The sequence below is a fragment of the Lentibacillus salinarum genome, assembly GCF_042679865.1.
GTDB lineage: Bacteria > Bacillota > Bacilli > Bacillales > Amphibacillaceae > Lentibacillus > Lentibacillus salinarum.
This window is the reverse complement of the sequence record NZ_JBHTNH010000008.1, coordinates 83,386-96,116: the sequence shown is the minus strand read 5'-3', so window position 1 is coordinate 96,116 and position 12,731 is coordinate 83,386. Positions and strand designations below refer to the sequence as shown.

Genomic DNA, 12,731 nt, shown 5'->3' with positions numbered 1-12,731 from the left:
AAAAATGGGTATTCCCATTATCGGGAGGGTGTTTTTTTGCGTTTTTTTGAGCAAAAATCCCATTTTCGTATAAAAAGGAGGATAAAAAGGACCGAGAAGTTCGAGGCGGTGCCGTTTCGAGCAGCGGGCTTCCACAGGATGTGGTGAGTTCTGCGTTGCCCACAGGACGTGGGCGGTTTTAGTAGAACTTCCTCAATGCCTTTAGATACATGAGCAGCGGAGAAACAAGCCAACGAAGAAATTCGACGTGTCATTTTTACCGGACTTTTTGAACAACCTCTATAAATATTAGGTAACGGAATACATTAGGAATAATCCATGCAACCCTTAATTTTTGTGTTCTTCAAAAAATGCCTGCTTATTCAAGAACCCTGATCTTAAATTGATATTGATTTAAGGAAAAATTGACAGCCTTGGCAGTCCACTTGTTATCTTCTTTAGAAAACCACTATTCAAGCACATCTTCTCCTTGCTCCGAAAAGAAAGCTTGGATTTGATCTAAGCCACTTTGATACATTGAACGTATACCAAGCATGAAAGATCTGATAAAACAATTGCATAACGCTATTGCCTTCAAACTGAATTGTGGAATTCTTGTTTTTGACCCAATTCCTTCCAAGGCTTCCTTTTCCAGGTTTTAAGCGAAGTTGAGCGAATCAAATGTTATTGTGAACATTTCAGCCAAAATAAATGAACGTCGACCGATTTGGTGACAATTTCAGCCAAATTCCTGTGAACGTCAGCCAAATTTATCAAAGCGGTCGTTTATCCTGCTATTTTTTCCGTGTATAAACCCGATTCCGCTCCATAACACTACACCCGTTGCTCGCAAACGTTTGCAGCATCGGGATATTTTTCTCGCTCGTCGACCCGATGTAGTATGATGCCGCAAATTCCTCCTTCAGCGTCTGCAATGCCAGCATGTGGAGCGGCTTGCTTTTCCCTTTGCCACGTGCTTCGGGAATCAGACCAAAGTAAAACAAGCGACCTTCATCACGGGTGCCCGGTTCAATATGCGGCATGACCACACCGATGGGGATCCCGCCGTCATAGGCAACTTGACACGTCGCGCGATAGCCAGCCCCCAATTCCTTCCTGACATTTTCCATCTGTCCATCGATCGGCATAACGGACGGCGCATTGGGAGACGCAGCCGTAGCTTCCTGCCAGATACGTGTGAATGTCGCAAGCGGTAGCTCGTTCAGTGAACGTCGGATAAACGGTGATGCACCCGTATCCGGTAAGTCGTCCAACTCTCTCCCGACCATCACGACATGGTCATACAGCTGAAATCCTCGCGCCTCCAGTAGCCGATCAACCTTTTCCGAAAACTGACTGTTCACCAAAAGATTGATACTCGAAACATCCGTCAACGCAAGATCTTCCATAAAATACCAAACAAATTCCCGCATCTCGTTCTCCGCCAACTGTTTCGTATCCTCAATCGTGACAAAATGCGCGCCCTCCACGATTTTTACCTTTGCATAGATCGGCAGTCTATCCATGGCACCCATGCAACGCGCCTCCCCCTATGTTGTGAATTCCTTTTCCCGATTATATCATACGGCCAGTTTCCGGAAATCACCCCAAATTGCCAGTAATCCGCCAAACAAGTCTGTTTCGTGTATAGACCGCCGACATATAGAAAAGCTAATCGGTAGAAAGGGTGTAGACAATGAATAAGGATTTGATCGACTGGCCCACATTCTTTGGGGCGTTATTTCTCTTGCTTGCCGTTTCCATTCCGCTTGCGATTTTTCCGGAAGCAGGTAAAGAAATCGTTAATATGGCCAATGACTTTATGACTGGAAATTTTGGCGTTATATATCTTATCTTCGGCTTGGCCGCTTTTGCCTTCCTCATCTATGTAGCCTTCAGTAAAAACGGACATATCAAGCTTGGGGATAAAGATGCGGAAAAAGAATTCGGGACGATTTCCTGGGCGGCGATGCTGTTTGCGGCCGGGATCGGTTCAAGTATCCTTTATTGGGGTATGATCGAATGGGCCTATTATTATCAGGGGCCGCCGTTCGGCATTGAAGGCGAATCGCATGAAGCGGTTGATTGGGCGGCGTCCTATGGGATTTTCCACTGGGGGCCGATTGCCTGGGCGATTTATACATTGCCAGCGCTTCCGATCGCCTACTTCTATTACGTCCGCAAAAAACCTGTCCTGAAAATCAGTGAGGCGGTAAGACCGGTTCTCGGTAGGCTGGTGGATACACCGCTCGGCATCGTGGTTGATGTGCTGTTTATGTTTGGGCTGATGGGCGGCGCCGGTACGACGCTGGCGCTGGGCACCCCCATGATCGCACAAGGTGTCCATGATATAACTGGTTTACCAGTGACGATGACAATGAAAGCGATCATCATGCTGGTATGCACTGGGATTTTTGCGATCAGTGCCTATTCCGGCCTGCGCCGCGGCATCAAGGTGCTGAGTGATATTAACTTATGGCTGGCGATTTTTGTGCTGGCGTTCATCTTTCTGTTCGGGCCGACGCTGTTCATCAGCGAAACAACGTTCACGAGTCTCGGTCTCATTTTGGATAACTTTTTTAAGATGGCCACATGGCTGGAGCCGTTTAGTAATGTCGGCGGCTTTACCGAAACCGGGTTCCCCGAAGCGTGGACCGTGTTTTACTGGGCATGGTGGCTCGTATATGCCCCGTTTGTCGGGCTGTTTGTCGCCCGCATCTCACGCGGGCGAACGATTCAGGAGATGATATTCGGGACGATGCTGTACGGCACGCTGGGAAGTGTCCTGTTTTTCGGGATTATGGGCAATTTCGGGCTGCATCTGCAGCTGACCGGCAGCTTTGATGTGGTCAGTTTTATGAATGAAAATGGCGCGCCGGCTGCGATCATCGCGATTATGAATCAGCTTCCAATGGCCGGGCTGATGGTATTGGTGTTCACGGTTCTGGCGATTATATTTCTGGCGACCACGTTTGATTCGTCTTCGTATATTCTCTCGGCGGTGGTACAAAAAGAGGTGCAATCTGAGCCATTGCGGTGGAACCGGCTGTTTTGGGCGTTTACCTTATGTCTGATGCCGCTGGTGCTCATGTTTATCGGGGACTTGGAGACATTGCAGACAGCGAGTATCGTGGCCGGATTTCCAGTGCTTTTCATCATGGGGCTGTTGGCGTGGTCGTTCATGAAAGCGTCCAATGAGGATATCCGCGCGTCCAGAGATTACGAACCGCCAACCATTTATATTAACCGGCGAGAGATTGTGCAGCGGATGCGAAACCGCAACAAACGGCGCTCCGCCCTGGAAGCATTGGAGGATAAAAATCCGGATGACCGTTGAATCGTTGTTGAGTGCGTTGGAAAGGGGCTGAATACATGACCTGGCTATCCTTAATTCCATTTCTGATTGTTGTCGGCCTGTCCATCTGGCTGAAAAAGATCCTACCAGGCCTTGTCCTGGGCGTTCTGGCCGGCGGTCTGCTGGTCGAATTCGGTGTGCTCAGCGGAACAAAGCAAACGGTTCATTACATTGTGACCACCCTGTCAGATGCGGATAACATTAAAATCATTGCCTTTCTCTATTTATTCGGCGGTCTGATTGGTATGATGAACATCTCCGGCGGCATTAAAGGGTTTTCCGAATGGGTCGGCGACAAAATCGAATCCCAGCGCGGGCTGCTCGGTCTGATTTGGGGGACGCTGCCATTCACATTCATGATGCCGATGTTCCGAATTATGATGATCGGCCCGGTCGTGAAATCGCTTATGGGCAATATGCGCATTACAAAACGTAAAGTCGGGTTCACGATGGATGTCTCAACAAGCTCCGTTATCGTGCTGTTGCCTGTTGCGACTGCGTTTGTCGGGTTTATGATATCACTTGTAGAAAGCGGTGTGCAAAAGCATCATCTGGATATGGATCCGTATCAGATTTTTTTGTTGAGCATTCTGTTTAACTTTTTTGCAATTGTGATGCTGTTTATCGGGCTATTCCGGACATTCTGGTCATCTTCGGAAAAGGAAAGGATACAGAAGCAGGACAGGTCCGGGGATGATCAGGAACATGCATACCATCGGGCCGGCATCGAAAAAGAACTGTCAACGGTGAAAGCACAGCCATGGAACTTGATTGTCCCACTCGTTCTACTGCTCGGATTGACGCTATGGCTGTTGTGGCAGGACGGTGCTGCCAAGGGTGCGGACACGGTTTTCCAGGCGTTTTCCAAAGCGGATGCGACGTTTGTCATGCTGCTGGCCATTTTCGTGACGCTGATTGCGACGTTTGTGTTTTATATGCTGCGCCGACAGTCCATGGCGGAAACGATTTATCATTTCTATGACGGTGGCAACCAGCTTATGCAGGCCATTATTCTGCTCGTGCTTGTTTGGGCATTGTCGCTCGTGACGGAAGATCTCGGTTTTTCCCAATTTATTAACGCCACGCTCGGTGCCTTTTTGCCCAGCTTTACGATACCGGCTATTGTGTTCGTTCTCGGGGCGGCCGTCAGTTATTTTCTCGGCTCATCCTGGGGGACGTGGGGCATTTTCATGCCGCTTGGAATGGCGCTGGCTGTCTCGACCGGCGCGTCCATACCATTAACGGTCGGCGCGGTCTTTGCCAGCGGATCATTCGGCGCCATGACATCACCACTGGGCGACACCACGATCATGACGGCCTCTATATTGGAAATGCCGCTGATGGAATATGCCCGGTATAAGCTGAAAATCTGTGCTATCGGCGCCGGAATAGCGACAGGCGTTTATCTGGCTGTTGGGTTCTTTTTTGTGTAAATGTAACGCTTGTCCAGGAGGGCGAGCTAACCCGTGCGGAGAACCTGATCTCGCGCTGAAATTGGAGCGCTCCGGCTGAAGTTCCCGCGCTCGCGCCTAAGTTTCCGCGTTCCGGCTGAAGTTCCTGCGCTCGAGCCGAGGTCCCGCGCTCCGGCTGAAGTTTCCGCGCTCGCGCTCGTGCCATGTACCAAATCGTGCAATTCATTTAAAACCCCCGCCATCACTGCAAGTGGTCCGGCGAGGGGTTGTTTGGTTCTTCTTCATCAAGTTCTTTAAACATGTCGCGCTGCGTGTGCATTTGTGCAATTTGGTTGTTCAAATCGTTCAATTGGTTTCGGAGCTGATTGATTTGCGAATCAACCGACACCTGACTCAAAATTTCCTGTACGTCTGACGCCAACTGACTGAATTCTTTTTTTGTGACGGGTTGGGCGTCATTTTTCAGACTGAAGCCGACTTGGCCATTCGGTTCGAGCGTTGCCCATTCGACATCATCGATATTTTTCACATTGCTCATCCGCAAATTCATTTCCAGCTGGTCGACGGTCATACGCAATTTTTTAAGCGTGTTTTCCTGTATTGTCCCATCCTTGATTAACACCTTTGATTTGCCGGTGATGATTTTTTCAAATATATTGCCTTTCACCTGAGCGTATTCCATAATGAACAGCGTCGCGATTAAAAGAGCGCCGACAGCAAGTGTCAACCAAATGTTCTCACCGGAAACGGGCTGAATGAGCAAGGAACCGATCCCGATCATAATGACCGTCTGCGGGAGCGTCATTTGCGAAATGGATTTCCGGCCGGCGAGCCGTAAAAGAAACGTCCCCCCAACAACGATCAAAATAGCTTTCCATATCCAATCGAATTCCATTGTATCAAACTCCTTCCTGTCTTTAGTTTGATTGGAATCCGGTATCTTATACGAAAAAGACTGCCCTGATATCTTACAGAGCAGTCTCACAATCATTTGTTCATCTTTGAGAAAAAGTCATCAAGCGGGTTAACCGCGTCAGCATCGCCTGATTCGTCACCAGCTGTTTCATGCAGATCATCCAGTTGGCTGAGGTCGACTGCATCCAAATCAAACCTCGTGTCTGGCGGCGTTTCCTGTCCAGACGGCTCGTCGGGTTCGACCTTGGGTTGGCCCTCAGGTTCCGGTTCATGGTCCGAAGCTAGCGGCGATTCACGCCCTGTTAGCGTTGCAAGCACGGATGCCGCTCTGAGCGGGTCCTGCAGCAGCTGATAAATAATGTTGCCGATCAGCGCCTCGGAATGTTCGTGTTTCAACCAATTTTTCTGTTCCTTTGTCAGCTGCCTTGGAAGCGGAATTGTGACGGTTTCTCGCTCCCGGCTGAATGTTTCGTTCACACCTCTCAGCACGTACTGGGCGATTTCACTGGAAAAGTTGCGCCGCTCCGTATCTTTCAACTTCTGCAGCTGCTTTAAAAGATGATCAGGTGTATCCGAGGGAATCCGGAATGTGATGGATTGCCCGCGTTCAATATGCTTTTTTGATCCTTGCATGTCATCACCCTACTCTTCCTTTGCTGCGGCCGCTTCCTGACTTTCGTCCAACGTCTGCTTGTTCACGACATCCATGATGAGTTTATAGTAAGCGTTGGCCATCATCCAAATGCTCTCCTGCTCATCCTCGAAGAAATCAATATTGAACCCGTCCAGTTTGTTATTGAGGGCTTTGAGATAATCTTTCAAGACAGCGGAACCGCCCCCGACAAAGTAACAGATCTCTGTCTGAGAATTTTTCTGCCAAACATTGCGGAGATTACGGTACTCTTTTTTGGCCAGTTCCAGCAGAATCCGGTCGGTAATGTCATGCACATTCGTGCGGCTGCCTTTCACCATGATGTGGTGCCGGTCATTCTTGCGTGTAATAATATCCACAACATCACGACGGCTGTCCAATTCGACCCCGTGCCGTGTGCGGATCTCCTCACGAATCTGTTCCAGCGACTCAGCGACACCAAGCGGGAAGCCTTGTGCTTTGTCATCATCCACATTGCGGTTGCGGATGACGGCAATATCAGTAGAAAGGCCACCAATATCTTGAATGAGAATCTGCTTGTCAATCAGTTCCTTATTAATCACATTCAAGTCATTGTCCATAATCAAATTGACATATGCCGCGAAGCCTTCCGGATAGACTTTCACGTCATCAAATTTAATGTTAACTTTTTTGCCCTGATATTTCGGCGTCACCAAAAATTCCACCTGATGCACTGAACCGAGCAACTGGGACCGATAGCCGACATCTTTACCTTCTTTTACTTCTCGTAACGGCAGGCCTGTCCCTAGCGTGTAACTCGCATCGATTACATCGCTTTTGCCCGCTTTAAAGTGATGGCTGCTGACAGCATCCAGTGCAATGGACGTGAGCAGCATGACCAGTGTTTGATCCTCTTCCGACTTATTGCTTCCCGGATCAAGTTCTGTGGAGTTATCCGTTTTTGTCGCCAATGTGCCAACACGGTATACGGCATTATTTTCTTCCAGGGCAGGGGAGTGGATCCGAATATGCAAATTATCAACAGGATCCTTCTCATCAAGTTCTTCTATGCCGATGATCGGTCTATCCTCCATATCTCGTGCAACCACATTCGGTATGTAAAAAGCTTGTTCCATTTTGCCAAAGTTTGCCTTCACGGCATCATTGCCAACATCGACTGCCGCCATTCTTGTTTTCGTCACCGTTTCTCAATCTCCTTTCACTTTATATTTATTCTACTATTAAATGGGAACGTTTTAAAGGTGCTGGGGTATTAAACTTTTATTTCATGACAAAACGTATACATGAATGCAATAATGCACACGGTATTATGCCAGTTTATACACGCTTTTGTTTACAAGAAAGCGCAATTGAAATCTTTACGTATACATTATGCTTACTTGTATTCTTTTTTGTGTTCTTTAAAATGTCACCTAATTTTATTTCGCATGACGACAAAATGGATCATTTAATAGCGTCTTAAAATCCAGAAAAACGGCATAAAAAAACCCGCACCACATCACGTGATACAGGATAATATTTCTAATCGTTTAAGCTCCGATCAACACTTATAAAGACAATTAAAGCGCATCTGACGCCTTGCCTCAGCCTGCTGTTTCTTTCTTAACCTGTTTACTCCGCAGCTGGCCACATGCCGCGTCGATATCCGCACCGTTTTCCCAGCGGACACCGCATTGAATACCGTTCTCCCGCAATGTCTCATAAAACGCCTGGATCGTCGGTGAATCACTACGCTGATACTGATCATGCTCACTAACCGTGTTGTACGGAATCAAGTTCACATAGGACAGATGACGCTTATCGGAAAGCAACTCAATCAACTCTTCCGCGTCTTCCTTGTGGTCATTCACGTCCTTAAGCATAATGTATTCATACGTCACCCGGCGATTCACATGCTCCAAGTAGTAATCAACTGCCTTCATTAACTTTTCAATCGGGAAGGCCCGGTTGATTTTCATAATTGACGTCCGCAGCTCGTTGTTCGGCGCGTGCAGGGAAATGGCCAGATTAACCTGTGTGCCGGTATCCGCCCATTCGTAAATTTTGTGCGCAAGTCCGCTCGTTGACACAGTAATGTGGCGTGCACCAATATTCAACCCGGCATCATGATTGACAACATTGATAAAGTCCATCAGATTGGTGAAGTTATCAAATGGTTCGCCAATTCCCATGACAACGATATGGCTGACACGCTCGTCGTTACCTTTCATGTCCATGTCTTTTTGTACGTTCATGATTTGCTCAACAATTTCACCGCTATTCAAGTCACGGTTTTTCCGCAGCAGCCCACTCGCACAGAACGAACAGCCGATATTGCAACCGACCTGTGTCGTGACGCAAACAGACAGCCCATAGTTAAACCGCATGAGTACCGTCTCAATCAAGTTGCCGTCCGAGAGCCGGAACAAATATTTAACCGTACCGTCTTCTGATTCCTGCCTGATTTCCTCTTTCGTCGTCTGCAGGACAAAGTTTTCCTCAAGCAATGCGATCGTTTCTTTGTTCACATTTTTCATCTCGGGAAATGCATTGATGCGTTTTTTATACAGCCAGTTCCACACCTGGTCAACCCGGAAGCGACGCTGTCCATGGTTGGTAAGCCACTTTTGCAGTTGGTCATATGTTAAAGCGTAAATAGATTTTTTGTTCATGTGTGTACCCCTCATTTCAGAACGTTCCAATCGTTTATTGTACTATAATAGCGAATACAAAGCAATGTGGCAAATGGAACGGCTGTTGTGAGCTGATTAGAGCCGCATTTCGTTAAAAATACTTCGCAGCCAGCATCTCCGCTGTCCGCGTTGCCAATGCCTGTGTAGTCGCTGTCGGATTCGGTCCGCCAAGGGCATTATAATCGGCACTGTTATCGGCAACATAGAGCCGCCCCACCTGATAGGCTTCACATGATGGATCAACGACATACCCCATTCGCATTGTGCTTTGTAAGTGGATGTAGTAATTCGCTGGGAGGTCTGCTCGGTGGACTTTTTTGGCGCCTGCTTGCCGTAAAATGTCCGTGGCGATTTTGGTTAACTGCTCGCGCCGCTTTTTTGACTTTTTGCTTGGTTCATAGTGAACACGTGGTACCGCGCCATGTTCATCTGTGATATGGGGATCCAGCTCAACTCGGTTATGATATTGGACCTCATCATCTGTAATGGCTGAAAGGGTAAGCGTTCGGCTGTAGTCCGCCATGGCTTTTTCCAGCTCGGACCCGACGAGTCTTCCACGCTGGTCCCACATCCCCGATTCCGGCTGATGAAGCTTGTTATAACCATATTGACTGAACCCAAATAACTGCTGTGCTGACAGGCCGGGGCTTTCGCCAATATTTTCAATCATACCGAGACCGGGATAATCCAGCCGTGCTGCTGACGTATGGCCGGCGAAAGGATTCGTCGTTGAACTGCCGACAATTGCCATTAACGTATCTTCGTCAAATGTGCCGGTCACCATATCCATATAATGATTCGTCAAACCGCGCCCCACCCAAGGGTTATACGGCAAATCAGAGTTGAGCCAAAGCCGTGGTGTTTCCACACAGCCGGCCGCCATCACAACCGCTTTGGCACGTAATTCCTCCATTTCACCTGTCCACGTATCCCGTATTCGGACGCCTGTCGCCTGTTGATGTCCGCTGGCATTATACTCAGTTAATACCTTGGTCACAAACGTATTCGGTCTGAACGACACATTTCCTGTCTTCATCGCCAGTGGGACATAGCTGACCGTCGTTGAACGTTTCGCCATCTTTTCAAGCGATGGCCCATACGGACAGCCCTGGCCGCAATGACCGCTTAAGGTACACCCTTCCATATGGCTTAATACTTCAAGCGAATAATTTGGGTCCATTAAGTGTTCATTCGGCGGCAAAATGGCATTCGGCTGTGGACGATACCCGCTGCTGGTGACATCCAATGTTCGATTCACGGAAAAACCAGCCCTCTCCGCCCCGTAATAAAACAGCGCTTCTTTCGTTGTCGTTGGAGCAAATTCAACAGGTAAGGTCGCTTCGACTTTTTCATAATACGGAATGAGTTCATCATAACTGATCGGCCACTCGGCGATAGCTTCCGGAAAGGCACGTGGCGAGTTGGCATAATAATGCAATGTCGATCCGCCGATGCCTGCACTTTGCCATAATAACGCACGATCAGGGATATTTCGGAACCAGGGTGCGCGTCTGCGATCTGCCGGCCCCCAGCGAAACTTGCCGCTGACCGGATCATCCATATCATTTTCCAGTCGTGTCAACTGCTGGCGGTAAAGCGTGCCATCCAAATCCCCCGGGCCGGAACTTTCTTTGGCCACACTGCGATGTTTATTCGGTTCAGGCCAGTTTTGATTGCCATACCAAGGACCCGCTTCAAGGACGAGCACACGGATTCCCAGCTCGCCCAATTCTTTGGCAACAACAGGTCCACCGGCGCCAGCACCAATCACAATCACATCAGGGTCTGTTTTCATGTTTTCACCTCCGCCATGGTCATTAAGAAGCCACGGAAATCACGGTAACCGAGCGACACCCCGGGATAGTCAACTTGCTGCCACGTCAACGGGAAGAATTCAAGCCGACGGTCATCTGGTGGGCATAAGCGTGTCGAGCCATAAGCCGGCCATTCTGAATAGTAGCCGAATAATGAAAAACGATTGAGCGCGTCGGTGACAAATTTAACCAGGCCGGCATTATTTTGAAAGGGGGATGGTAGCACGTAAAGGTCGACAGCAAGGTTCTCCAGTGCGGCTAACGTTCGGATGCGGTCTTTCCGGGACAGATATGAAAACATGCCTCCCCCGGCAAACAGACTTTGCGAATAGGCTTGTGCCTGATAAGCATACACAAGCTGCGTTGCGGCGGTATCCAGCATGATGGCTGTGGGGTAAGCAAGCGGGACAATATGGTGATGCAGTTGCTGCTGAATGGAAATGTTGTGGTCTAAAGCATAAATGATGTATTCGTGAACGCACATATCCGTATCACGAAAAGGAGGAACATACCCGTGCTGTGCTGAGGGCAGTAAGGCATCCGTCAGTGCCTGAAAATTTGCCGCCACATATTCATAAGGCTGGGTATCAACACTAATGATGTATCACCTCTTTCTTATTTTTTACAAACCCTTATCAATGTATTGTGCCGATTCCTGTTTTATGACCCCATTTTGACTGGGTCCGTTTTTTCCGAACCGGACAACTCCCCGGGCAAAATATTGGAAGTTCAGTAAATTAGGTCGTATCATTTTCCATAAGGAGTGAGACAAATGAGTGCCAAAACATTTAACCATATTCCACTGTCTGTTCTGGACCTGGCGCCTGTCTTGGAAGGCAGCACACCGGAACAGTCGTTCAAAAATAGTGTGGATTTAGCCCGAAACGTAGAAAAATTCGGCTTTAACCGCTACTGGCTGGCCGAACATCATAACATGCCGGGGATTGCCAGCTCGGCAACATCCGTGCTGATCGGCCATATTGCCGGGGCGACCCATGAAATGCGCGTCGGATCAGGCGGTGTCATGCTGCCAAACCACGCTTCCCTCGTGATTGCAGAACAATTCGGAACGCTGGCAACACTGTATCCGGGACGCATTGATCTGGGGCTGGGACGGGCTCCTGGCACCGATCAGGCGACGGCTTATGCATTAAGGCGCACATTAAATCAGCAGGTTGAGGATTTTCCAATGCAAGTAGAAGAGCTGGAAAATTACTTCGCCGGAACAGCCGGTGTTCGCAGCGTACCCGGTGAAGGACTCACGATCCCGATCTGGCTGCTCGGTTCCAGCGGTTTCAGTGCTCAACTGTCGGCACAAAAAGGCCTGCCATTCTCATTTGCCAGCCATTTTGCACCGGATAACACAATTGCGGCGCTGAACCTGTATCGCGACAACTTCACACCATCCGATGTGCTGGATGAGCCGTATGCGATGATTGGCGTCAATGTGATTGCTGCTGACACGGATGAAGAGGCCAAATACCTGGCCACCACCCAGCAGGAGCAAACCCTCAGCATACGCCGCGGGCAGCCGGAGAAGCTGCAGCCGCCGATTGAAAATCCTAATGAGGTCTGGTCGGAAATGGAAAAGGCCGTCGTCGAGCAGTCGGCCAACTCGCCATATACGCTGATCGGCAGCAAAGAGACGGTGCAACAGGGTCTGGAAAAACTGCTTGAAGACACCGGAGCCGACGAAATGATTATCAACTCACAGATTTATGATATTAACGCCCGCATTCGGTCCTATGAGATTGTCGGCGAACTGATGGAATAGACAAGCTTTATCGGATAAACAAGCCTTGGTGAGCAACAGCTAGGGCTTGTTTGCTTTAGTGGTTTATATTGTAAATAATATATAATCGTTTCAGCGGATTTTTTGTGAATGTCAGCTGATTTTATGACAACTTCAGCGGAAATGTTGTGAACATCAGCCGATTTTGTAACAACTTC

The 12,731-nt window shown here is 48.6% G+C and carries 10 protein-coding genes and 1 pseudogene; 4 read left to right on the top strand and 7 right to left on the bottom strand.

Features of this window, described 5'->3' with window-relative positions; genetic code table 11:
* Positions 1 to 515: 515 nt before the first annotated feature.
* Positions 516 to 638: pseudogene (locus ACFQ4A_RS06445) on the top strand (transposase); the annotation flags it as partial.
* Between the two features lie 135 nt (positions 639 to 773).
* On the opposite strand, the gene ACFQ4A_RS06440 reads toward ACFQ4A_RS06445, so the two are convergent.
* Positions 774 to 1,514 carry a hypothetical protein gene (locus ACFQ4A_RS06440; protein ID WP_382398768.1) on the bottom strand — a complete coding sequence of 247 codons (741 nt, stop codon included), beginning with the start codon at positions 1,512 to 1,514 and terminating at the stop codon, positions 774 to 776.
* 161 nt (positions 1,515 to 1,675) lie between these two features.
* Here ACFQ4A_RS06440 and ACFQ4A_RS06435 point away from each other — a divergent pair, with 161 nt between their 5' ends.
* Both ACFQ4A_RS06435 and ACFQ4A_RS06430 read left to right on the top strand, forming a co-directional pair.
* Positions 1,676 to 3,316, top strand: coding sequence for a BCCT family transporter (locus tag ACFQ4A_RS06435; RefSeq protein WP_382398766.1), 1,641 nt, complete (start codon positions 1,676 to 1,678; stop codon positions 3,314 to 3,316).
* Positions 3,317 to 3,351: 35 nt separating this feature from the next.
* On the top strand, positions 3,352 to 4,767 hold the full coding sequence (locus ACFQ4A_RS06430; protein WP_382398764.1) for a Na+/H+ antiporter NhaC family protein: 1,416 nt from the start codon (positions 3,352 to 3,354) through the stop codon (positions 4,765 to 4,767).
* A 220-nt stretch (positions 4,768 to 4,987) separates the two neighbouring features.
* On the opposite strand, the gene ACFQ4A_RS06425 is transcribed toward ACFQ4A_RS06430, so the two are convergent.
* From ACFQ4A_RS06425 to ACFQ4A_RS06400, 6 genes are all read right to left on the bottom strand, one after another.
* The gene (locus ACFQ4A_RS06425; RefSeq protein WP_382398762.1) at positions 4,988 to 5,641 is read right to left on the bottom strand and encodes a DUF421 domain-containing protein; all 654 of its coding nucleotides are present in this window, start codon (positions 5,639 to 5,641) and stop codon (positions 4,988 to 4,990) included.
* A gap of 92 nt (positions 5,642 to 5,733) precedes the next feature.
* The gene (locus ACFQ4A_RS06420) at positions 5,734 to 6,294 is read right to left on the bottom strand and encodes a hypothetical protein (protein ID WP_382398760.1); all 561 of its coding nucleotides are present in this window, start codon (positions 6,292 to 6,294) and stop codon (positions 5,734 to 5,736) included.
* Positions 6,295 to 6,303: 9 nt separating this feature from the next.
* Positions 6,304 to 7,476, bottom strand: a complete 1,173-nt coding sequence (locus tag ACFQ4A_RS06415) for an Alp7A family actin-like protein (protein ID WP_382398758.1) — start codon at positions 7,474 to 7,476, stop codon at positions 6,304 to 6,306.
* 402 nt (positions 7,477 to 7,878) lie between these two features.
* Positions 7,879 to 8,946, bottom strand: coding sequence for a 23S rRNA (adenine(2503)-C(2))-methyltransferase RlmN (gene rlmN / locus ACFQ4A_RS06410; protein ID WP_382398756.1), 1,068 nt, complete (start codon positions 8,944 to 8,946; stop codon positions 7,879 to 7,881).
* Positions 8,947 to 9,058: 112 nt separating this feature from the next.
* Positions 9,059 to 10,762, bottom strand: coding sequence for a GMC family oxidoreductase N-terminal domain-containing protein (locus tag ACFQ4A_RS06405; RefSeq protein ID WP_382398754.1), 1,704 nt, complete (start codon positions 10,760 to 10,762; stop codon positions 9,059 to 9,061).
* Entirely contained in the window at positions 10,759 to 11,349 is a 591-nt protein-coding gene (locus ACFQ4A_RS06400) for a hypothetical protein (protein WP_382398752.1), read from the bottom strand. The genes ACFQ4A_RS06405 and ACFQ4A_RS06400 overlap by 4 nt, the downstream gene beginning before the upstream one ends.
* Before the next feature lie 204 nt (positions 11,350 to 11,553).
* Here ACFQ4A_RS06400 and ACFQ4A_RS06395 point away from each other — a divergent pair, with 204 nt between their 5' ends.
* Positions 11,554 to 12,555, top strand: a complete 1,002-nt coding sequence (locus tag ACFQ4A_RS06395; protein WP_382398750.1) for an LLM class flavin-dependent oxidoreductase — start codon at positions 11,554 to 11,556, stop codon at positions 12,553 to 12,555.
* Positions 12,556 to 12,731: the final 176 nt, after the last annotated feature.

Coding starts and splice junctions, on each gene's coding strand:
- ACFQ4A_RS06440 (WP_382398768.1), bottom strand. CDS start 1,514: ATGGGTGCCATGGATAGACTGCCGATCTATGCAAAGGTAAAAATCGTG.
- ACFQ4A_RS06435 (WP_382398766.1), top strand. CDS start 1,676: ATGAATAAGGATTTGATCGACTGGCCCACATTCTTTGGGGCGTTATTT.
- ACFQ4A_RS06430 (WP_382398764.1), top strand. CDS start 3,352: ATGACCTGGCTATCCTTAATTCCATTTCTGATTGTTGTCGGCCTGTCC.
- ACFQ4A_RS06425 (WP_382398762.1), bottom strand. CDS start 5,641: ATGGAATTCGATTGGATATGGAAAGCTATTTTGATCGTTGTTGGGGGG.
- ACFQ4A_RS06420 (WP_382398760.1), bottom strand. CDS start 6,294: ATGCAAGGATCAAAAAAGCATATTGAACGCGGGCAATCCATCACATTC.
- rlmN (WP_382398756.1), bottom strand. CDS start 8,946: ATGAACAAAAAATCTATTTACGCTTTAACATATGACCAACTGCAAAAG.
- ACFQ4A_RS06405 (WP_382398754.1), bottom strand. CDS start 10,762: ATGAAAACAGACCCTGATGTGATTGTGATTGGTGCTGGCGCCGGTGGA.
- ACFQ4A_RS06395 (WP_382398750.1), top strand. CDS start 11,554: ATGAGTGCCAAAACATTTAACCATATTCCACTGTCTGTTCTGGACCTG.